This is a genomic window from Pseudomonas onubensis (genome assembly GCF_965653655.1).
Lineage (GTDB): Bacteria > Pseudomonadota > Gammaproteobacteria > Pseudomonadales > Pseudomonadaceae > Aquipseudomonas.
The window spans coordinates 82,192-101,220 of record NZ_CBFHAZ010000001.1 but is presented as its reverse complement, the minus strand read 5'-3'; the positions used below and the strand labels follow the sequence as shown (position 1 = coordinate 101,220).

The 19,029-nt window shown below is 61.4% G+C and carries 20 protein-coding genes and 1 other RNA gene; 10 read left to right on the top strand and 11 right to left on the bottom strand.

What is annotated here, in order from left to right; all coding sequences use genetic code 11:
- Nucleotides 1-85 precede the first annotated feature (85 nt).
- The 4 genes from ACTD9P_RS00425 (at nucleotide 86) to hemN (ending at nucleotide 4,933) form a co-directional block, all read left to right on the top strand.
- Nucleotides 86-2,536, top strand: coding sequence for a heavy metal translocating P-type ATPase (locus ACTD9P_RS00425; RefSeq protein ID WP_438866262.1), 2,451 nt, complete (start codon nucleotides 86-88; stop codon nucleotides 2,534-2,536).
- Nucleotides 2,537-2,558: 22 nt separating this feature from the next.
- Nucleotides 2,559-2,771, top strand: a complete 213-nt coding sequence (gene ccoS, locus ACTD9P_RS00420) for a cbb3-type cytochrome oxidase assembly protein CcoS (RefSeq protein ID WP_017134806.1) — start codon at nucleotides 2,559-2,561, stop codon at nucleotides 2,769-2,771.
- Nucleotides 2,764-3,447 carry a sulfite exporter TauE/SafE family protein gene (locus tag ACTD9P_RS00415; RefSeq protein ID WP_438866261.1) on the top strand — a complete coding sequence of 228 codons (684 nt, stop codon included), beginning with the start codon at nucleotides 2,764-2,766 and terminating at the stop codon, nucleotides 3,445-3,447. The genes ccoS and ACTD9P_RS00415 overlap by 8 nt, the downstream gene beginning before the upstream one ends.
- A 103-nt stretch (nucleotides 3,448-3,550) precedes the next feature.
- Complete coding sequence (gene hemN, locus ACTD9P_RS00410; protein ID WP_438866260.1) at nucleotides 3,551-4,933, top strand: oxygen-independent coproporphyrinogen III oxidase; 1,383 nt, start codon at nucleotides 3,551-3,553, stop codon at nucleotides 4,931-4,933.
- 6 nt (nucleotides 4,934-4,939) lie between these two features.
- Here the strand turns inward: hemN and ACTD9P_RS00405 are convergent, their stop codons facing one another.
- A complete protein-coding gene (locus tag ACTD9P_RS00405; RefSeq protein ID WP_438866259.1) occupies nucleotides 4,940-5,425 on the bottom strand; it encodes a hypothetical protein in 486 nt (161 codons plus the stop codon).
- A gap of 153 nt (nucleotides 5,426-5,578) precedes the next feature.
- Here ACTD9P_RS00405 and fnr point away from each other — a divergent pair, with 153 nt between their 5' ends.
- Entirely contained in the window at nucleotides 5,579-6,313 is a 735-nt protein-coding gene (gene fnr / locus ACTD9P_RS00400) for a fumarate/nitrate reduction transcriptional regulator Fnr (RefSeq protein WP_056861531.1), read from the top strand.
- Nucleotides 6,314-6,394: 81 nt separating this feature from the next.
- On the top strand, nucleotides 6,395-6,943 hold the full coding sequence (locus ACTD9P_RS00395; RefSeq protein WP_438866258.1) for an adenine phosphoribosyltransferase: 549 nt from the start codon (nucleotides 6,395-6,397) through the stop codon (nucleotides 6,941-6,943).
- 109 nt (nucleotides 6,944-7,052) lie between these two features.
- Here ACTD9P_RS00395 and ACTD9P_RS00390 read toward each other — a convergent pair whose 3' ends face one another.
- The 5 genes from ACTD9P_RS00390 to dnaX form a co-directional block, all read right to left on the bottom strand.
- Nucleotides 7,053-8,201, bottom strand: coding sequence for an acyl-CoA dehydrogenase family protein (locus ACTD9P_RS00390; RefSeq protein ID WP_438866257.1), 1,149 nt, complete (start codon nucleotides 8,199-8,201; stop codon nucleotides 7,053-7,055).
- Nucleotides 8,202-8,389: 188 nt separating this feature from the next.
- The gene (gene recR, locus ACTD9P_RS00385; protein ID WP_017134798.1) at nucleotides 8,390-8,992 is read right to left on the bottom strand and encodes a recombination mediator RecR; all 603 of its coding nucleotides are present in this window, start codon (nucleotides 8,990-8,992) and stop codon (nucleotides 8,390-8,392) included.
- A 66-nt stretch (nucleotides 8,993-9,058) separates the two neighbouring features.
- The gene (gene curA / locus ACTD9P_RS00380; protein ID WP_438866256.1) at nucleotides 9,059-10,093 is read right to left on the bottom strand and encodes an NADPH-dependent curcumin/dihydrocurcumin reductase; all 1,035 of its coding nucleotides are present in this window, start codon (nucleotides 10,091-10,093) and stop codon (nucleotides 9,059-9,061) included.
- Between the two features lie 132 nt (nucleotides 10,094-10,225).
- Nucleotides 10,226-10,564, bottom strand: a complete 339-nt coding sequence (locus ACTD9P_RS00375) for a YbaB/EbfC family nucleoid-associated protein (protein WP_438866255.1) — start codon at nucleotides 10,562-10,564, stop codon at nucleotides 10,226-10,228.
- A gap of 46 nt (nucleotides 10,565-10,610) precedes the next feature.
- Complete coding sequence (dnaX, locus tag ACTD9P_RS00370) at nucleotides 10,611-12,695, bottom strand: DNA polymerase III subunit gamma/tau (protein ID WP_438866254.1); 2,085 nt, start codon at nucleotides 12,693-12,695, stop codon at nucleotides 10,611-10,613.
- Between the two features lie 133 nt (nucleotides 12,696-12,828).
- Here dnaX and ACTD9P_RS00365 point away from each other — a divergent pair, with 133 nt between their 5' ends.
- Nucleotides 12,829-13,620 carry a transporter substrate-binding domain-containing protein gene (locus ACTD9P_RS00365; protein WP_438866253.1) on the top strand — a complete coding sequence of 264 codons (792 nt, stop codon included), beginning with the start codon at nucleotides 12,829-12,831 and terminating at the stop codon, nucleotides 13,618-13,620.
- Nucleotides 13,621-13,674: 54 nt separating this feature from the next.
- Nucleotides 13,675-14,046, top strand: a complete 372-nt coding sequence (locus ACTD9P_RS00360) for a VOC family protein (protein ID WP_438866252.1) — start codon at nucleotides 13,675-13,677, stop codon at nucleotides 14,044-14,046.
- Here the strand turns inward: ACTD9P_RS00360 and ACTD9P_RS00355 are convergent.
- A complete protein-coding gene (locus ACTD9P_RS00355; RefSeq protein ID WP_438866251.1) occupies nucleotides 13,960-14,919 on the bottom strand; it encodes a DMT family transporter in 960 nt (319 codons plus the stop codon). The genes ACTD9P_RS00360 and ACTD9P_RS00355 overlap by 87 nt on opposite strands.
- 102 nt (nucleotides 14,920-15,021) lie before the next feature.
- Between ACTD9P_RS00355 and ACTD9P_RS00350 the strand changes: the two genes are divergently transcribed.
- Nucleotides 15,022-15,885, top strand: coding sequence for a LysR family transcriptional regulator (locus ACTD9P_RS00350; RefSeq protein WP_438866250.1), 864 nt, complete (start codon nucleotides 15,022-15,024; stop codon nucleotides 15,883-15,885).
- Here the strand turns inward: ACTD9P_RS00350 and ACTD9P_RS00345 are convergent.
- The 3 genes from ACTD9P_RS00345 to ACTD9P_RS00335 all read right to left on the bottom strand — a co-directional run bounded on the left by ACTD9P_RS00345 (nucleotide 15,882) and on the right by ACTD9P_RS00335 (nucleotide 18,620).
- Nucleotides 15,882-16,475 carry an SH3 domain-containing protein gene (locus ACTD9P_RS00345; RefSeq protein ID WP_438866249.1) on the bottom strand — a complete coding sequence of 198 codons (594 nt, stop codon included), beginning with the start codon at nucleotides 16,473-16,475 and terminating at the stop codon, nucleotides 15,882-15,884. The genes ACTD9P_RS00350 and ACTD9P_RS00345 overlap by 4 nt on opposite strands.
- 1 nt (nucleotide 16,476) lies before the next feature.
- A complete protein-coding gene (locus ACTD9P_RS00340; protein ID WP_438866248.1) occupies nucleotides 16,477-17,523 on the bottom strand; it encodes an N-acetylmuramidase family protein in 1,047 nt (348 codons plus the stop codon).
- Between the two features lie 155 nt (nucleotides 17,524-17,678).
- Complete coding sequence (locus ACTD9P_RS00335) at nucleotides 17,679-18,620, bottom strand: N-acetylmuramidase family protein (protein ID WP_438866247.1); 942 nt, start codon at nucleotides 18,618-18,620, stop codon at nucleotides 17,679-17,681.
- On the opposite strand from ACTD9P_RS00335, the gene ACTD9P_RS00330 reads away from it, so the two are divergent.
- Complete coding sequence (locus tag ACTD9P_RS00330; protein ID WP_438866246.1) at nucleotides 18,619-18,768, top strand: hypothetical protein; 150 nt, start codon at nucleotides 18,619-18,621, stop codon at nucleotides 18,766-18,768. The genes ACTD9P_RS00335 and ACTD9P_RS00330 overlap by 2 nt on opposite strands.
- Nucleotides 18,769-18,824: 56 nt before the next feature.
- On the opposite strand, the gene ffs is transcribed toward ACTD9P_RS00330, so the two are convergent.
- Nucleotides 18,825-18,921, bottom strand: an RNA gene (ffs, locus tag ACTD9P_RS00325) — signal recognition particle sRNA small type.
- Between the last annotated feature and the right edge of the window lie 108 nt (nucleotides 18,922-19,029).

Below are 19,029 nucleotides of genomic sequence, written 5' to 3'. Positions count from 1 at the left end.
GACGCGCTGCGTCACAACAGCGGACGCAGAGCGTCCAGCGAAGCGTTCCCACGCAGAGCGTGGGAACGATCTGTGGAATTGAACCATGACCAGCCCAACCCCCTGCTACCACTGCGCCCTGCCCGTCCCGCCCGGCAGCCGGTTTACCGCCGAAATCCTCGGCGAGCGCCGCGAACTGTGCTGCCCAGGCTGCCAGGCCGTGGCCGAGGCAATTGTGGCCGGCGGGTTGCAAAGCTATTACCAGCACCGCAGCGAAGCTTCGGCCAACCCCGAGGCGCTGCCGGTGCAACTGGTCGACGAACTGGCGCTGTACGACCGCGCCGACGTGCAAAAACCCTTTGTGCGCCACGAGGGCGAGCTGGCTGAAACCACCCTATTGATGGAAGGCATCAGCTGCGCCGCCTGTGGCTGGCTGATCGAGAAACACCTGCGCAGCCTGCCCGCGGTGGCCGAGGCGCGCCTGAACCTGTCCAACCACCGCCTGCACGTGCGCTGGGCCGATGGCCAACTGCCGTTGAGCCAGATGCTCAGCGAACTGCGCCATATCGGCTATGCCGCCCATCCTTACCAGGCCGATCGCGCCGCCGAGCAATTGGCCAGCGAAAACCGCCGGGCCTTGCGCCAACTCGGCGTGGCAGGGTTGCTGTGGTTCCAGGCGATGATGGCGACCATGGCGACCTGGCCGGAATTCAATATCGACCTGAGCCCGGAGTTGCACGTAATCCTGCGCTGGGTGGCGATGTTTCTAACCACGCCCATCGTGTTCTACAGCTGTGCGCCGTTCTTCAAAGGCGCCCTGCGCGACCTGCGCACCCGCCACCTGACCATGGATGTGTCGGTGTCCCTGGCGATTGGCGGCGCGTACCTGGCGGGTATCTGGACGGCCATCACCGGTACCGGCGAGCTCTACTTCGACGCGGTGGGCATGTTCGCGCTGTTCCTGCTCGCCGGGCGCTATCTGGAGCGCCGGGCGCGGGAGCGCACCGCCGCCGCCACTGCGCAGTTGGTCAACCTGTTGCCCGCTTCGTGCTTACGGCTTAAAGGTGACGGTCAGAGCGAGCGCATCCTGCTCAGCGAGTTGGCCGTGAGCGACCGCGTACTGGTGCATCCAGGCGCCGTGCTGCCGGCCGACGGAGTGATTCTCGACGGCCAGTCGAGCATTGATGAATCCCTGCTCACCGGCGAATACCTGCCGCAGCCGCGCAACGTCGGCGATGCGGTCACCGCCGGCACACTCAACGTCGAAGGTGCGCTGACCGTCGAGGTGCGCGCCTTGGGGCATGACACCCGTCTGTCTGCCATCGTGCGCCTGCTGGAACGCGCCCAAGCCGAAAAACCGCGCCTGGCGCAGATCGCCGACCGCGCTGCGCAATGGTTCCTGCTGTGCTCGCTGATCGCGGCCGCGCTGATCGGCCTGTTGTGGTGGGAGCTGGACGCGTCACGGGCGTTCTGGATTGTGCTGGCGATGCTGGTGGCAACCTGCCCCTGCGCGTTGTCACTGGCCACACCGACCGCCCTCACCGCTGCCACCGGCACGCTGCACAAACTCGGCTTGCTGCTGACCCGCGGCCATGTGCTGGAAGGCCTGAACCAGATCGACACGGTGATTTTCGACAAGACCGGCACCCTCACCGAAGGCCGCTTGGCCCTGCGCGCCATCCACACCTTGAGCGCGCTGAACAGCGACGACTGCCTGGGCCTCGCCGCCGCGCTGGAAAACCGCTCCGAACACCCGATAGCCCGTGCTTTTGGGCGTGCGCCACTGGCGGCCGATGAGGTGCTGAGCTTCCCCGGTCTGGGCCTGGAAGGTCGCGTGGGCGAACGTCAATTGCGCATCGGTCAGCCTGGCTTTGTGTGCCAATTGAGCGGCTGCGCAATCCCCGCCTCGCCGCACGAAGCAGGCCAATGGCTGCTGCTGGGCGACGGCAACGGCGCGCTCGCCTGGTTCGTGCTGGACGACCGCCTGCGCAGCGATGCGCCCGCCCTGCTGGCTGCGTGCAAAGCGCGAGGCTGGCGCACGCTGCTGCTGTCGGGCGACAGCTCGCCGATGGTCGCCAGTGTCGCGCTGGAGCTTGGCATCGACGAGGCCAAAGGCGGCTTGCGCCCCGACGACAAACTGCAGGTGCTGCAACAATTGCACCAGCAAGGCCGCAAGGTGCTGATGCTCGGCGACGGCGTCAACGATGTGCCCGTACTCGCCGCCGCCGATATCAGCGTGGCGATGGGCTCGGCCACCGACCTGGCAAAAACCAGCGCTGATGCAGTGCTGTTGTCCAACCGCCTGGATGCAGTGGTGCAGGCATTTACCCTGGCGCGACGCACTCGCCGAGTTATCCTTGAAAACCTGCTGTGGGCCGGGCTGTACAATGGCCTTATGCTGCCGTTTGCCGCCCTCGGTTGGATCACCCCGATCTGGGCCGCGATCGGCATGTCGCTCAGCTCATTGACCGTGGTGCTCAACGCCTTGCGCCTGACCCGCCTGCCGAGCCCGCAGGTTAGCAGTGCCACCTTAGTCACCCGCCCGCTGCCGGCTTGAGCCGCGCGGGCCTGGAGTACAGATGCCAGCTCTCTACGTGATGATTCCGGCGGCGCTGCTGTTAGTCGGCGTGGCCATTTACATTTTCTTTTGGGCGGTGGACAGCGGCCAGTACGACGACCTCGACGGCCCGGCCCACAGCGTGCTGTTCGACGACCAGGACCCGAACCACCTGGCGGGCGTCGACGAAGCCAACCGGGCCGAGCAACCGCCCAAAGATCCACCCCATGCTTGAGCTGGCGCCACTGCTGGTCTCGGCCCTGATCCTTGGGCTGCTGGGCGGCGGCCATTGCCTGGGCATGTGCGGCGGACTGATGGGCGCGCTGACGCTGGCAATCCCCAAAGAACAACGCAGCCGCCGTTTTCGCCTGCTGCTCGCCTACAACCTGGGGCGCATCCTCAGCTACGCCGCTGCCGGGTTACTGATCGGCCTGGCCGGCTGGGCTGTGGCCAACAGCCCGGCGGCGATGTTCATGCGCGTGCTTGCCGGGCTGCTGCTGATCAGCATGGGCTTGTACCTGGCGGGCTGGTGGAGCGGCCTCACCCGCATCGAAAGCCTCGGGCGCGGCCTGTGGCGCTACATACAGCCGGTCGCCACCCGTTTATTGCCGGTATCCAGCCTGCCACGCGCATTACTGCTGGGCGCGCTGTGGGGCTGGTTGCCGTGCGGGTTGGTCTACAGCACGCTGCTGTGGGCGGCGAGCCAGGGTAATGCGCTGGACAGCGCAATGCTGATGCTGGCCTTTGGGCTTGGAACCTGGCCCGTACTGCTGGCCACTGGCTTGGCGGCAGAACGCGTCACGGCGGTGCTGCGCAAACGCAGCGTGCGTGTGGCCGGTGGCATGCTGGTGATTGTGTTTGGGGTATGGACGCTGCCAGGCCCGCATCAACACTGGCTAATGGGCCATTAAAGCGCCATGTGGCATAGCGCCGCTCCCCGTTGATGCAAATCAAGATGGCACCTGCAGCGCCCCCCTAGACTCGGCCCACTAGCCAATCCGGGGGACCGCCCGCATGCTCGACGCCATTCGTTGGGACACAGATCTGATTCACCGCTACGACTTGGCGGGGCCGCGCTACACGTCCTACCCTACCGCCGTACAATTTGACAGCCAGGTCGGCACCTTCGACCTGCTCCACGCCCTGCGCGACAGCCGCAAGGCCGTGCGGCCCTTGTCGCTGTATGTGCATGTGCCGTTTTGCGCGAACATCTGCTACTACTGCGCCTGCAACAAGGTCATCACCAAGGACCGTGGCCGTGCCCAGGCCTACCTGCAACGCCTGGAGCAGGAAATCCAGCTGGTGGCCTGCCACCTCGACCCGAAACAGCCCGTGGAGCAACTGCACTTCGGCGGCGGCACCCCAACCTTTCTCAGCCACGACGAACTGCGCCAGGTGATGACCCGCCTGCGCCAGCACTTCAACTTGCTCGATGATGATTCCGGCGACTACGGCATCGAAATCGACCCGCGTGAAGCCGACTGGGCGACCATGGGGCTGCTGCGCGAACTGGGCTTTAACCGCGTGAGCATCGGCCTTCAGGACCTGGACCCCGAGGTGCAGCGTGCGGTCAACCGCCTGCAAAGCCTGGAAGAAACCCGCGCGGTGATCGACGCCGCGCGCACCCTGCAATTTCGCTCGATCAATATCGACCTGATCTACGGCCTGCCCAAGCAGTCGCCGCTGAATTTTGCGCGCACCGTCGAAGAAGTGATCAACCTGCAACCGGATCGCCTGTCGGTATTCAACTACGCACACCTGCCCGAGCGCTTTATGCCGCAGCGGCGCATCAACACCGACGACCTGCCCTCACCGGCAGAAAAACTGCTGATGCTGCAAACCACCATCGAGCAGCTGACCCACGCGGGCTACCGTTACATCGGCATGGACCACTTTGCCCTGCCCGATGACGAACTGGCCGTGGCCCAGGAAGAAGGCACGCTGCAGCGTAACTTTCAGGGCTACACCACTCACGGGCATTGCGATTTGATTGGGCTGGGCGTGTCGGCGATCAGCCAGATCGGCGACCTGTATTGCCAGAACAGCAGCGACCTCAATCACTATCAGAACGCCCTGGCCAGCGCGCAACTGGCCACCAGCCGTGGCCTGGTATGCACCACGGACGATCGTTTACGGCGGGAAGTGATTCAGCAGTTGATTTGCAATTTCAGCCTGGCATTCGAGCGGATCGAACAGGCTTTCAACATCGATTTTCGCGGCTATTTCGACGAACTCTGGCCACGGCTGGAGACAATGGCCGCCGACGGCCTGATCGAACTGGATACCCACGGCATTCGCGTATTGCCGGCCGGGCGCTTGCTGGTGCGCTCGGTGTGCATGGTGTTCGATGCCTACCTGGAGCACCAGAACAGGCAGCGATTCTCGCGGGTGATCTAAAGGGCTTTATTTCGCCATCAGGCTCATGGCTTCCATCTGAGCCTCAGGCGACTCATCTTTCAGCGATTTGGCCAGTTGTGATTGGGCGGTCATTAAACCGGCCTGTATCGTCGCCACGTCGCCCTGCAAACCCGCCACCTTGGCTTGGCGTGCTTGCGGGGTCAGGGTGGTGTCATTCATGGCTGCCGAGAGCTGCGCCATCTTTTCGGCAAGCTGCTTTTTCAGTTCGCGGATCATCTTCAGCAACTGTTTGATGTTGTCTTTCAGATTGCTTTCATCAATATCGCTATTGGAGGATTTTTCAGTCGAGGCCATGCCCATGCCCGCACCGGAAATGACCACCTTCACGCCTTCTGCGGCGGTAGGCTCAGCGGGCTTGGCTTCGGTGGCGGCCTTGGGCGCGGCGTCTTTATCCTTGGCCGCATCGGCGGCGTTCCAGACCGATACCGCCGCAACATTGATCTGCGGGTTTGAGACAGTACTGACTGACATGATCTGAGCTCCAGCTCATAGAGAGACACCTATGTATCGGCACCGATACAAGGAGCTTTATACCGCTGTTGCTTTTTTGTACACGCTGGCCTCAGCCACCCTCGGTGCGTTACCCTTACGTCTTATGTGTGTTTTCCCACAAGGATTTAAGAAATGTCCGAGCCAGTTAAACTGCGCGCTCACAGCCAGGCTCACTGCAAGGATTGCAGCCTGGCCCCCCTCTGCCTGCCACTTTCGTTGAATTTGGAAGACATGGAAGCGCTGGACGAAATCGTTAAACGCGGTCGCCCGCTGAAAAAAGGCGAGTTTCTGTTTCGCCAGGGCGACAAGTTCGATTCCGTTTATGCAGTACGTTCAGGCGCGTTGAAGACCTTCAGCCTCAGCGACGGCGGCGAAGAGCAGATCACCGGCTTCCACCTGCCCAGCGAGCTGGTCGGGTTGTCCGGCATGGACACCGAGATTCACCCGGTGTCGGCCCAGGCCCTGGAGACGACCTCGGTGTGCGAAATCCCCTTCGAGCGCCTGGATGAATTGGCCCTGCAACTGCCGCAACTGCGCCGCCAGTTGATGCGGGTGATGAGCCGCGAGATCCGTGACGACCAACAGATGATGTTGCTGCTGTCGAAGAAAACCGCCGACGAGCGCATTGCCACGTTTTTGGTCAACCTGTCGGCACGCTTCCGTGCCCGTGGCTTCTCGGCCAACCAGTTCCGCCTGAGCATGTCGCGCAACGAAATCGGCAATTACCTGGGCCTGGCGGTGGAAACCGTGTCCCGCGTGTTTACCCGTTTCCAGCAAAACGAGCTGATTGCCGCCGAAGGCAAGGAAGTGCATATCCTCGACCCGATCCAGCTGTGCGCCCTGGCCGGGGGCTCGCTGGAAGTCTGAGGCAGACGCTTGCGGCCGCGCCAATCGGCAAGGCCGCAGGTATACTTCGAGTCCGTTTTCCGCTCCCAGGACTCTTCGACGATGACCTTCGATTCGTTCGACATCAAATCCCTGATCCGCCCCGTCATCGACTTCCCCAAGCCTGGGGTGATCTTTCGTGACATTACCCCGTTGTTCCAATCGCCCCGCGCCCTGCGCCTGGTGGCCGACAGCTTTGCCCAGCGTTATGTCGAGGCCGACTTTACCCACATCGGCGCGATGGATGCCCGGGGTTTCCTGATCGGTTCGATCATCGCCTACCAGTTGAACAAGCCGCTAATCCTGTTCCGCAAACAGGGCAAGCTGCCCGCTGACGTGCTGGCCGAGGGTTACCAGACCGAATACGGCGAAGCCTTTCTCGAAGTGCACGCCGACAGCCTGTGTGACGGCGACTCGGTGCTGATGTTCGATGACTTGATCGCCACCGGCGGCACCTTGATTGCTGCGGCTAACCTGGTGCGGCGTATGGGCGCGAAGATCTTCGAAGCGGCGGCGATCATTGACCTGCCGGAGCTGGGTGGTTCGCAGCGCCTGCAGGATATGGGCATTGCGACGTTTTGCCTGACGCAGTTTGGGTTGACCGAGAGATAAGGCTTGTCAGTACTGACGCCTTCGCGAGCAAGCCCGCTCCCACATTTTAAATGCATTCCAAGTGTGGGAGCGGGCTTGCTCGCGAAGATGCCCTCAAGGACACCCCACATCACAACCCCATCTGCTTGCTGATGATCTCGTTCATCACCTCACGCGTGCCACCGCCGATAGACAGAATGCGGTTATCCCGATACAGCCGTTCCACCAGGCTGCCACGCATATAGCCCTGCCCACCCAGTATCTGCACCGCGTCATAGGTCACCCGATCAGCCGTATCAGTGGCCAGGTTCTTGGCCATGGAAATCTCCTTGATCACACTCTTGCCGGCCGCCATTTTGGCTGCCTGGCGGTAGGTGAACTCGCGGGAGACTTCCACCGCCGTGGCCATCTCCGCCAACCGATGCTTGAGCACCTGGAATTTTCCGATAGGTTTGCCGAAGGCCTCGCGCTGGCTCGCCCACTTGAGGCTTTCTTCCAGGGCGAGCTGCGCGGTCATGTTCGCCATCAGCGCCAGCGCCAGGCGTTCACTCTGGAAATTGCCCATGATGCAGGCGAAGCCCATGTTCTCGACGCCGATCAAGTTGCCTACCGGCACGCGACAATCGTCGAAGAACAATTCAGCCGTGTCCGACGCCCACCAGCCCATTTTCTTCAGCGGCTGGCCAACGGTGAAGTCGGGCGTGTTTTTTTCAATCAGCAACAGGCTGATGCCACCAAACCCCGGCCCGCCGGTGCGTACGGCTACCGTATAGAAGTCGGCGCGGATGCCGCTGGTGATAAAGGTTTTGCTGCCGCTGACGCGGTAACAGTCGCCATCGCGCAGGGCGCGGGTTTGCAGGTTGGCCACATCGGAGCCACCACCGGGTTCGGTAACGGCCAGGGCGATGATCTTCTCCCCGGCCAGCACTTGCGGCGCAACGCGCTCACGCACCTCGGGGCGCGCCCATTTGACTACCGGCGGCAAGCCGATATCCAGCGAACCCAGGCCCGCTACCACGCCACCGGAACCGCAACGCATCAACTCTTCGCTGGCAGCGACCTTGGCGAACAGGTCGCATTCGTGGCTGCCGCCCAGGCTTTCGGGGTAGCCGATGCCCAGGATCCCCGCCGCGCCCGCCTTGAGGTACAGCTCGCGGGGGAAACTCTCGGCCTCCTCCCATTGCTCGATGCCCGGCAACATTTCGCGCTCGACAAAACGGCGCACGCTGTCGCGGACCAATTGGTGGCTGGGGTCGAAGTAGTCCTGATAGGCAGACATCGGCAAGCTCCACGGTAAGGTGGAGAGAACTTACCAAGCGCTTGCTTGGTTATCAACATATCCGTAGCAACACAAAACCACTGTGGGAGCGGGCTTGCTCGCGAAGGCGGAGTGTCAGTCAAAGATTTCTTAACTGATCCACCGCATTCGCGAGCAAGCCCGCTCCCACATTTGAACAGTGTGGTTATTTAAAGCGCGATCGGCTTGCGACCGGCGAACGAGTGCGCCAGCGTACCGCCATCCACCAATTCCAGCTCGCCACCCAACGGCACGCCATGGGCAATACGCGAAGTGATCAAACCTTTGTTGGTCAGCAACTGGGCGATGTAATGCGCGGTCGCCTCGCCTTCCACCGTTGGGTTGGTCGCCAGGATCACCTCGGTAAACGTGCCCTGCTCTTCAATGCGGGTCACCAGTTGCGGGATGCCAATGGCTTCCGGCCCCAGGCCGTCCAGCGGAGAAAGGTGCCCCTTGAGCACGAAGTAACGCCCGCGATAGCCGGTCTGCTCCACGGCGTACACGTCCATCGGCCCTTCAACGACGCACAGCAAGGTGTCGTCGCGACGTGGGTCGGCGCATTGCGGGCACAGGTCTTCTTCGGTCAGGGTGCGGCACTGGCGGCAGTGGCCGACGCCGGTCATGGCCTGGCTCAAGGCCTGGGCCAACCGCGTGCCGCCGCTGCGATCACGCTCCAGCAGTTGCAGCGCCATACGCTGGGCGGTTTTCTGGCCCACGCCCGGCAAAGTGCGCAGGGCGTCGATCAGTTGGCGAATCAGGGGGCTGAAGCTCATGGGCGAAGGGTCCGACAAAACAACGAGACGCGGTTTATACCCGCGCCTCGGATTAGCGTCAAATGCTCAATCCTGCGCGACGCGCACCACCAACTTGCCGAAGTTGCGCCCCTCGAGCAAACCGATAAAGGCTTCGGGTGCCTGTTCCAGGCCGTCGACCACGTCTTCGCGGAACTTGATCTTGCCGTCGCGCACCCACGGCGCCATGGCGCTGAGGAATTCGGGCTGGCGATCGCCATAGTCGTCGAACACGATAAAGCCCTGGATGCGCACGCGCTTGGTCAACAAAGTGCGTTGCAGTGCCGGCAGCCGATCGGGACCGCCGGGGGCTTCATGGGCGTTGTAGCTGGCGATCAGGCCGCACAGCGGAATGCGCGCCTTGGGGTTGAGCAGCGGCAGCACGGCATCGAAAACTTTGCCGCCGACGTTTTCAAAGTAGATGTCCACGCCCTTGAAACAGGCCAACGCCAGCTCATGGGCAAAATCGGCGCTCTTGTGGTCGATACAGGCGTCAAAGCCCAGCTCATCGACCACATAACGGCACTTGTCCGCACCGCCGGCAATGCCCACCACGCGCAAGCCCTTGAGCTTGGCCACTTGCCCGACCACCGAACCCACCGCGCCAGAGGCAGCCGCCACCACCAGGGTTTCCCCAGCCTGGGGCTGGCCAATATCCATCAGGCCCATGTAGGCGGTCATACCGGGCATGCCCAAGACGCCCAGTGCCATCGAGGGGCTGGCCAGGCCTTTGGGCACCGGTATCAGGTTGTGCCCGTCGGATATGCTATGGCTCTGCCAGCCGGTGGAACCTACTACCAGGTCACCCACGCCGAACTTCGGGTTACGCGATTGTTCGATACGGCTGACGGCACCACCGGTCATCACCTCGTCGATTTCCACCGGAGCTGCGTAGGACGGCGCGTCACTCATGCGCCCACGCATGTAGGGATCGAGGGACAGGTAGAGGGTTTTGAGCAGCACCTGGCCGTCGGCCAATTCCGGCAGGTTCACCCGTTCCAGGCGAAAGTTTTCCGGCGTGGGTGCGCCTTGCGGGCGCGAGACCAGGACAATGCGCTGGTTAAGAATGGGCTCTTGAGGCATGAGGGGCTCCTTTAACGAATCTTTCGGTATAGGGTGCAGACCCTGCGTGCCGTGTCAGGGTTCGATCGGATTAGCACAAACAAAAATGCCAGGCGCGATGCCTGGCATTTGAGTCTAGCTAACGCTGCACAATCAGAACGGCAGCTTCATGCCCGGCGGCAGTTGCATGCCGGCAGTCACGCCACCCATTTTTTCCTGGCTGTTGGCTTCGATCTTGCGCACGGCGTCGTTGACGGCCGCGGCGAACAGCGCTTCGAGCATTTCCAGGTCATCTTCGCCCACGCCTGGCAACACATTAGGGTCGATGCTTACGCGCTTGATGTCGTGACGACCGGTCATCACCACGCTGACCATATCGCCACCGGCTTTACCGGTGACTTCGGCGTTGGCCAGTTCTTCCTGCATCTTGGCCATCTTTTCCTGCATCTGCTGCGCCTGCTTCATCAGGCCGGCCATGCCACCTTTCATCATGGGAATCACCTCAAAGTACGTGGGTCAATCAATTAGTAGCCCGGCTTCATGACGCTTGGGACACCGGGGCTTCGACAGGTTCAATAGTATCGTGACGCACCACCGCACCGAACTGTTGCATCAACTGTTGGATGAGCGGATCGCCATGGATCGAGTCTTCAGCCTCGCGCTGACGGTTGATGCGCTTACGAGTCGCCGCCTGGGCCGGGGTTTCCTGCTCAGGCTTGATCAGTTCGATGGCAATGGTCAACGTGCGTTCATGGTACTGGTTCAGCGCATCGTTGAGTCGGCGTTGCTGGGTGGCGTTGAACAGGGCGCTGTGGGCCGGGTCCAGGTGCAACAACCAGTGGTCGCCCTCGATGGAGATCAAGGTGCAGTTGGCGGCGATGCTGCCGGTCATGCCGGAGATTGGCAATTTCGGAAACAACTCCAACCATTGCAACGCCAGGCCGGTGGCCGGGGCGGCAGCGGGTTCCGCTTCGGGCTCGGGGGCCGGCTCGGCGGTGTGCTCGCTGGCCAAGTCGTCCAGGTAGCTGTAGGCCGAGTCCATGTCCGGCTCAATGTAATCTTCGTCCAGCGGCGGCTCGTCATCGAGGTCGATACCCGGCGTGGCCGCGTCTACCTGCGCGACAGTCGGCTCGGGAACCGGTGCCGACACCCATTCCGGCGCGTCCGGCACCGCGCTGTCCGGGGTCGGCGTGGGCATCGGCGTCAGTTCGGGCTGCTCGCCGGTGGTTTCCAGCACGGGCTCCACGGCAGGCACTTGCTCGACTTCAGATTCAGGCTCAGGTGCAGCTTCAGCGTCGACCGGATCGTTCCAAGGCAGGTCAACCACCGGCGCGGGAGCAGGTTCAGGCTCAACCACGGGCGCAGGTTCGACCACCGGCGCGGCAACCACTGTTTCTGGCGCCGGAGCAACTGGCGCAGGTTCAGGTGCAGCAACTACTGGCGCGACTGCCGCCGCGCCAGCCACTGGTTTGGCGGAATCAACTGTGGCCTGGCTGATCCCCACTGGCTTTAGCGGCTGTCTCGGTGCGTCTGCCGAGTCGGCGGGCCGGAAGGCCAGCATCCGCAGCAAGACCATTTCAAAGCCGCCACGCGGGTCTGGCGCCAAGGGCAAATCCCGACGGCCGATCAGGCCCATCTGGTAGTAGAACTGCACATCTTCGGCCGGCAACGCCTGGGCCAGCGCCAACACGCGGTCGCGGTCGCCATGGCCGTTGTCGACACCTTCGGGCAACGCTTGGGCGATGGCCACGCGGTGCAGCACGTTGAGGATTTCCGAGAGTACGCCGTTCCAGTCCGGGCCTTGCTCCGACAAGTGGCGCACGGCTTCGAGCAACGCCTTGGCGTCACCCTCGATCAACGCATGCAACACGTCGAATACCTGACCATGGTCGAGGGTGCCGAGCATGGCGCGCACATCGGCCGCCATGACCTTGCCTTCACCAAAGGCGATGGCCTGGTCGGTGAGGCTCATCGCATCACGCATCGAACCATCAGCGGCGCGGCCAAGCAGCCACAACGCGTCGTCTTCGAACGGTACGTTTTCGACGCCGAGTACATGGGTCAAGTGCTCGACCACGCGCTCAGGCGTCATGTTTTTCAGGGAGAACTGCAAGCACCGCGACAAAATCGTTGCAGGAAGTTTCTGCGGGTCGGTGGTGGCCAGGATGAACTTAACGTAGGGCGGCGGCTCTTCCAGGGTCTTCAACAGCGCGTTGAAGGAATGGCTGGAGAGCATGTGTACTTCGTCGATCAGGTAGACCTTGAAGCGCCCGCGGCTCGGCGCGTACTGCACGTTGTCGAGCAGCTCGCGGGTGTCTTCGACCTTGGTGCGGCTCGCGGCGTCGATCTCGATCAGGTCGACAAAACGCCCTTCGTCGATCTCACGGCATACCGAACAGGTACCGCAGGGTGTCGACGTGATGCCGGTTTCACAGTTCAGGCACTTGGCAATAATGCGCGCGATGGTGGTCTTGCCCACCCCCCGAGTACCGGTGAACAGGTAGGCGTGGTGCAGCCGTTGGCTGTCCAAGGCATTGATCAGAGCCTTGAGCACATGGGTCTGGCCGACCATTTCGCGGAACGAGCGCGGACGCCATTTACGTGCAAGAACCTGATAACTCATCGAAAACCGTCGCAACTGGGAAGCGGAAGCCGGTAATGCTAGCGGAGCAAGGGGGAAATTGCATCCGGCACGCTCGTCTAATCTGACTAAGCTTGCACGAATGGCCCCGCAAAGGCCTGAACCCGGAGAGTGTATGCGCGTAGTCCTGGGCGCTTTATGGATGGTTTCCGTTGTCAGCCTTGCGGCGCCCGCGCCGTTGCGTTTTTCGGTTTCCGACAGCTGGGCAATGCCCATGGCACAGATAGAGGGTGACCAGCCCACCCAGGGCATTTTGTATGACTTGATGTTGAGCCTGGCCACCCAGGTCGGGCGGCCGGCGGAGTTTCACGTGTTGGCGCGAGCACGTCTGGCCGGCGCAATGGCACGCGCTGAGGTTGATGTGCGCTGCTATGTCGCCCAGGATTGGCTCGGCAATCTGTCCGGCGACTACACTTGGAGCGTGCCCTTGATGGTGCAGCGCAATGTGCTGGCCAGTGCCCACGCACCGCCGGTTCAGGTGGCCAGGTTGGCACCGCAGGCCATTGGCACGGTGCTCAACTACCGCTACGCCGTACTCGAACCGCTGTTCGCCAGCGGCCAACTGACCCGCGACGATTCGCGCAGCGAAGAGTTGGTGCTGCATAAGCTGGTGGCCGCGCGTTTCGAATACGCCGTGATCAACGAATGGACCCTGGACCGTTTTAACCTGAAAGTGCCCGAAAGCCTGCGGCTGCACAAAGTCGCGGTGATCGACGAACAAAGCCTGGGCTGCATCGTGCGCAATGACCCCGACGTGCCGGTGCAACGGATCTTGCGCACGCTGCTGCGGATGAAAATGTCGGGCGAGATCGACGACCTGATCAAACTCTACACCGGGGAGAATGCGCGACCATTGCAGACTCCTTACAAGAACACTCCTTACAAGAACACTCCTGACAAGAACTGACAGGGCCGCCCCCTAGACTGGGCTCAGTTAACCGCCCGTTATCAAGGAGCCTGCATGCACACCGTCGCCCATTACTTCCTGCTCTACGTCGACAGCCCGGCCACCAGCGCCAACTTCTATAGCCGCTTGCTCGGCAAGCCGCCGGTGGAACTGAACCCGACGTTCGCCCTGTTCATCCTCGACAACGGCGTCAAGCTGGGGCTGTGGTCGCGTCACACCGTAGAGCCTGCGGCTCACTTTACCGGCGGCGGCGGTGAGGTCGGTTTTTCGCTGGCGGACCCAGCCGCTGTGGACGCCCTGCATGCTCAATGGGTAGAGCGCGGCGCAACCATCACCCAATCACCGACCCACCTGGACTTCGGCTACACCTTTGTCGCCGAGGACCTCGACGGCCACCGGCTGCGCGCGTTCAGCCTGAGCGATTGAGCGCCAGCGCCCTTCAAGGCTGATGGCGGCGACACTGGCCAGCACGATCACCGCGCCCAGTATCACTTGCAAGGCAATGTGCTCGCCCAGCAGTGTCGAAGCCATCAGCATGGCCACCGGCGGAATCAGGTACATCGCCACCGAGGCGCGACTGACGTCCACGTGCTTGAGCACATAGCCCCAGGCCAGGTACGCCAGGGCGCTGGGGAAAATCCCCAATACCAGCACCGAGAGGTTCTCCGGCAACGGTGCCTGGGCCACAGCAGCCGGCAAGCCCGGCAGGTTTACACAGAGCATCAAGGTGCCCGCCCACACCATGTAACACGCCATGGTCAGCGGGCTATAGCGATGGGCGTAGTGTTTCTGGATGGCGAAATACACGCTCCACGACACGGCGGCCAGCAGGATCAGCAAGCCGCGCGGGTCGATGTCACCAACGCCATGATCGCCCCAGATCACCACCAGCACACCGAGCAAGCCCAGCAAGACACAGCTCCAGCGCCAGACACTGACCCGTTCTTTCAAACAGAAAAACGCGATCACCACACTGAACAGCGGCGCCGACTGCGCCAGCACACTCGATGCCGCCGCCGTCACCCACTGCTGCCCGTAGTTCAGGCTGGTGTGGTGCAGGAACACGCCGAAAAAGCCCAATACCAGCAGCCACGGCAAATCCCGCACACGCGGGCGGCCGATGCCTACCGCCAGGGCGATGCCGCCCATGAACACCGACGCGATCAGAAACCTCAGCAGCGCCAACTGGCCGGGGCTGTAGCTGTGCAGCCCCATGTGCACGCCAATCGGCGAATAGGCCCAACAGAGGATCACGCCGGCGATGACTAGCGTAAGCTTTACGGGTGACGGGGCATTCATCGACGGCATCCAGAGACTGAGAAGGAATACCGTCAGTCTTGAGCCGCGCACGGCGCAGGACAATTAAGCGTTTCTGACTTCTGAAATCACTGGAACTGAGCAATGGAACTGGCCCAACTGAAAATGGTGCGCGCCGTGGCACAAACCGGCAGCGTGGCCCAGGCCGCGCTGCAATTGCACTGCGTGCCATCCAACATCACCACGCGCATCAAGCAGCTGGAAAGCGAGTTGGGCACGCCGCTGTTTATTCGCGCAGGCCGTGGGCTGGCCATCAGTGCCGCTGGTGAAATTTTCCTCGATTACTGCGAACGCATCCTGGCGCTGGTGGATGAGTCCAAACGCGCCGTTGACGCCAACGCGATTCCGCGTGGCACCTTGCGCATCGGCGCGGTGGAATCCAGCGCCAGCGGCCGCCTGCCGCCACTGCTGGCCGAATATCACCGGCGCTACCCGGATGTCAGCCTGGAGCTGGTCACCGGCGCCTGGGCGCAACTGCTCGACGACTTGCAACACCATCGCCTCGATGTGGCGCTGGTGGCCTCGGGCGGCAAGCGCGCCAAGCTCGAACACAGCGTGGTCTACAGCGAACGCCTGGTGCTGATCGCCAGCGCCTCCGGCGCGCCGATCAACGGTGCCGAAGACTTGGCAGGCCGCACCTTGCTGGTGTGGCCGCCGGGCTGCCCCTACCGCGCAGCGCTGGAGCACTGGATCAAACCGCACGCCTTCAAGCCGAGCATCGCCAGCTATGCCAGTTGGGGCACGATCATTGGCTGCGTCAGCGCAGGCATCGGCGTGGCCTTGGCGCCGGAAGGCATCCTGGCCCGCTATGAGCAGGCCAACCAACTGGCGTCCTACCGGTTCGAGGAATTGCAGGCCGTCGACAACCTGCTGTTCTGGCACACAGACACCCAGCGCCACCTGGCGCGGGATGCATTTGCCGGGCTGCTGCGGGAGACGTTTGGTTAGTCGGCTTGCGGCGCAGCCAAGCGTGCGTACTGGTCCTGGCTGATCCAGCCGGTGGAGCTAGGGTCCTTGGCATTGGTGAACTCGACTTTGGCCCAGCCGTCCTTGAACGCCAGAACGCCGACTACATCATCCTTGACGATATACGCGCGCTTGGCTACGTCAGCGCCTGGTTTTTTCAGCAGGTAAGCCTTGTCGGCCGTCACCGTCACCAAGCCGATCCATTGCTTGCTGGCGGTTTGGGTCAGGTCCAGGCCGGTGGCGATTTCCGGCATCAATACACTGAGGCAGCCGGGGTGCTCGCGCCCCTGCTCTACCGTCAGAATCACGCCGTCGGAGGACGCTGCCACGCTGCCGGGGTAGGCATTGTCGAGCCAGGTGGTGAGCGCTTCGGGCGGGCCTTGCAAGTAGAACGCACAACTGCGGGTCACGCCCTCGCCCAACTCATCTGCGTAGTAGCCTTCGACCTGATGCTCAGGCGTGACCGCCAGCATCAGCCCTTCGTACTTGCCGGAGTGCAGCTCGGCCGCACCTGCCAACGTAGGCGCCAAGGCGCAAAACGACAACACGCTCATCGCTAGAAAACGGCTCATCTTATTTCTTCCCTTCCAATGCTTCGTAGGCCTTTTTGATACGGCTGTCGTAGTCGCCGTAATCCTTGCCGTTATAGTTACGCGCCATGGCCACGTAGTCTTTATCTTTCATGGCCTTGATCAGGGCCGGGCTCTGGCTGCAAAAACCGATAAACGCTTTTAATTGGTTACCGGCATTGATCTTCAGCGCTGCGACGAATTCAAACACCGTCTTGTAACCGCAGGAGATGTAGTTGAACCCCATTATTTGAAACATGCCCCAGGACGCCGACATCAATGCCGCCTCCTGATCCAGCGCAAACGCGGTGGCCATGGTCTCCCAGGCCTTGGTCTGGTCCTTGTTATTGACCTGCCACTGCGGCCCGGCCTTTCTCACGTAGATATAAGACAGCAGCGGGTGCGCCTGGTCGTAGATATGCTTGGTGTACTTGCGAAACAAGTGCCCTTCAAAGGCAATCACCGGCAACTTGGCCGGCCCGAAACCGGAACGCCCGCCGGATTCGACCGTGGCAAACGCCTTGATGATATTCACCGAAATGCCGCTGCCCAACTGCGTGGCGGCGCTCTGAAAGTCGGTGTCGGTCAATGTCATACCGCCGTCACACGTAGCCTGGAGCATCAGCTGCCGGTTGCGCCGCTCGGCTTCGATCATGGCGCGCATGCGTTCCAGGTACACATTCACCGTGGCCTGTACCGCATCGCCGCCGTTATTGCCAAACGCGTTGAGAAAGCTGGGAATGCGCATAGCCGGGAAAGCTTTTACCGGCACTTTCACCGCTTCTTCGATCAGGCTGTTGAAGGTACGACCGGTGGGGTCAATCACACCGTCGGGGTGCGCATACTTAAGATGCCGGAACTGGTACTGGCTGATGCACTGCACCAATTGGCCATCGCACTTACCGTTTTCGGCCAACGCAAAGCCCATCTTGGGAATGATCAAATTAAATAAATACTGAATGCACTGAACATCGGCGGACAAATTGCGCGCTTTACCCGGCGCGCCCACTGAAGCACTGATAAGACGTGGCAACCCTGGCAGGCTTTTCATCAAGACATCCTTGTTAATTAAAGAAGTGATAGCACTTCAATATCAGCGCAGCGCACTTGTCATAACTTGAAACAAATGGCTGCGCGAAACTAACAAGATGGTTTTAGGTTGTCCAGTGCGCACGCTCAACGCTGTGAAGCAGCCAACACACGCCGCTACCTTTTCCTTTCCAGCGCCTCAAAGGCTTTTTGGATACGCCTGTCGTAGTCGCCATAGCTTGAGCCATTGTAATTGCGCGCCATGCCGGCAAAGTCCTTGCTTTTCATCGCTCTGAGCAAGGCCGGATTCTTGCGACAAAAGCCGCAGAACGCCATCAATTGCTGGCTGGCGTTAAGCTTCAGTGCAGCGACAAACTCGAACACGTCCTTATAACCACAGGCGGCAAAGTTAAAGCCCATGACCTGGAACATACCGTAGGACGTCGACATCAGCGCTGCTGCCTGATCCAACTTGTAAGCATCGACCAGAGTCCGCCACGCAGTCGCCTGGGTTTTATTATTGGCTTTCCATTGCGGGCCGGCATTGACCAGGAAGGGGTAGGACAAAAGGGGGTAGGCCCTGTCGTACTTATGTTGAGTGTACTTGCGAAAGATATGGCCCTCGAAGGCGATAACCGGCATGTTGGCCGGCCCGAACCCGGAACGCCCACCGGACTCGACCGAGGCGAACGCTTTGATCAGGTTCACCGAAATACCGTTGCCCAGCACTGCAGCCGCGTTCTGAAAGTCAGCCTCGGTGAGGGCGGTATGACCGTCACAAGTGGGGCTGGTGACTAACGGTGAGTCGGCAGCGAGAACGGCATTGTCTTTGCCTTTGCCTTTGCCAGCATCGTCGACCAGGCTAGTGAACGTCCGACCTGCTGGGTCAATCACACCATCAGGCTTGCTGACCTTGAGACGATTGGCCTGATAGTCGTTGATGCGCTGCAACAACAGCGGGCCGCACTTTCCGTCTTCCACAAGGCGCGAAGCGGATTCTGGCGTGATCAGATTAAACAGATGCTGGATAAAGCGAACATCAGCAGGCACATTCTGCGCCTTGCCTGGGGTGCCGACCGAAGCACTGATAACTCCGGGTAAAACTGGAGGGCTGGACATGGCAATCATCCTTGTTGATCAAAGGAGTGCCATCACTTCTTCACTACTCCAGCACTGTGTCGCTTGCATGATTGAAGCTAGCAGGCGGCTGAAGGTTTTCCAGCGCAAAGCCGTCATCGCTGCGCAAAAATGGCAGATGAGCGAGTAAAAGAGTGTTTGATTTGATACAGGACGGGAAAACAAGGAAGAGCGTTATGGAGGCAACCCCACCAGCCACACCCCGGCACACAATGTTCCCGCTGTGGCTGCTGCCTTCCGGCTCTGACCAGGTTCACGGGTAATCGTTGCGGGGGGACCGATGGGGTCACCATAACGACGCTGGCCTCTCGGCAAGCCGCGCCATTGTACCGATCTCATCGGAAGTTACAACCGTTGTTCCCGATTAAAAATATGAAGGGGCTCAAGCACT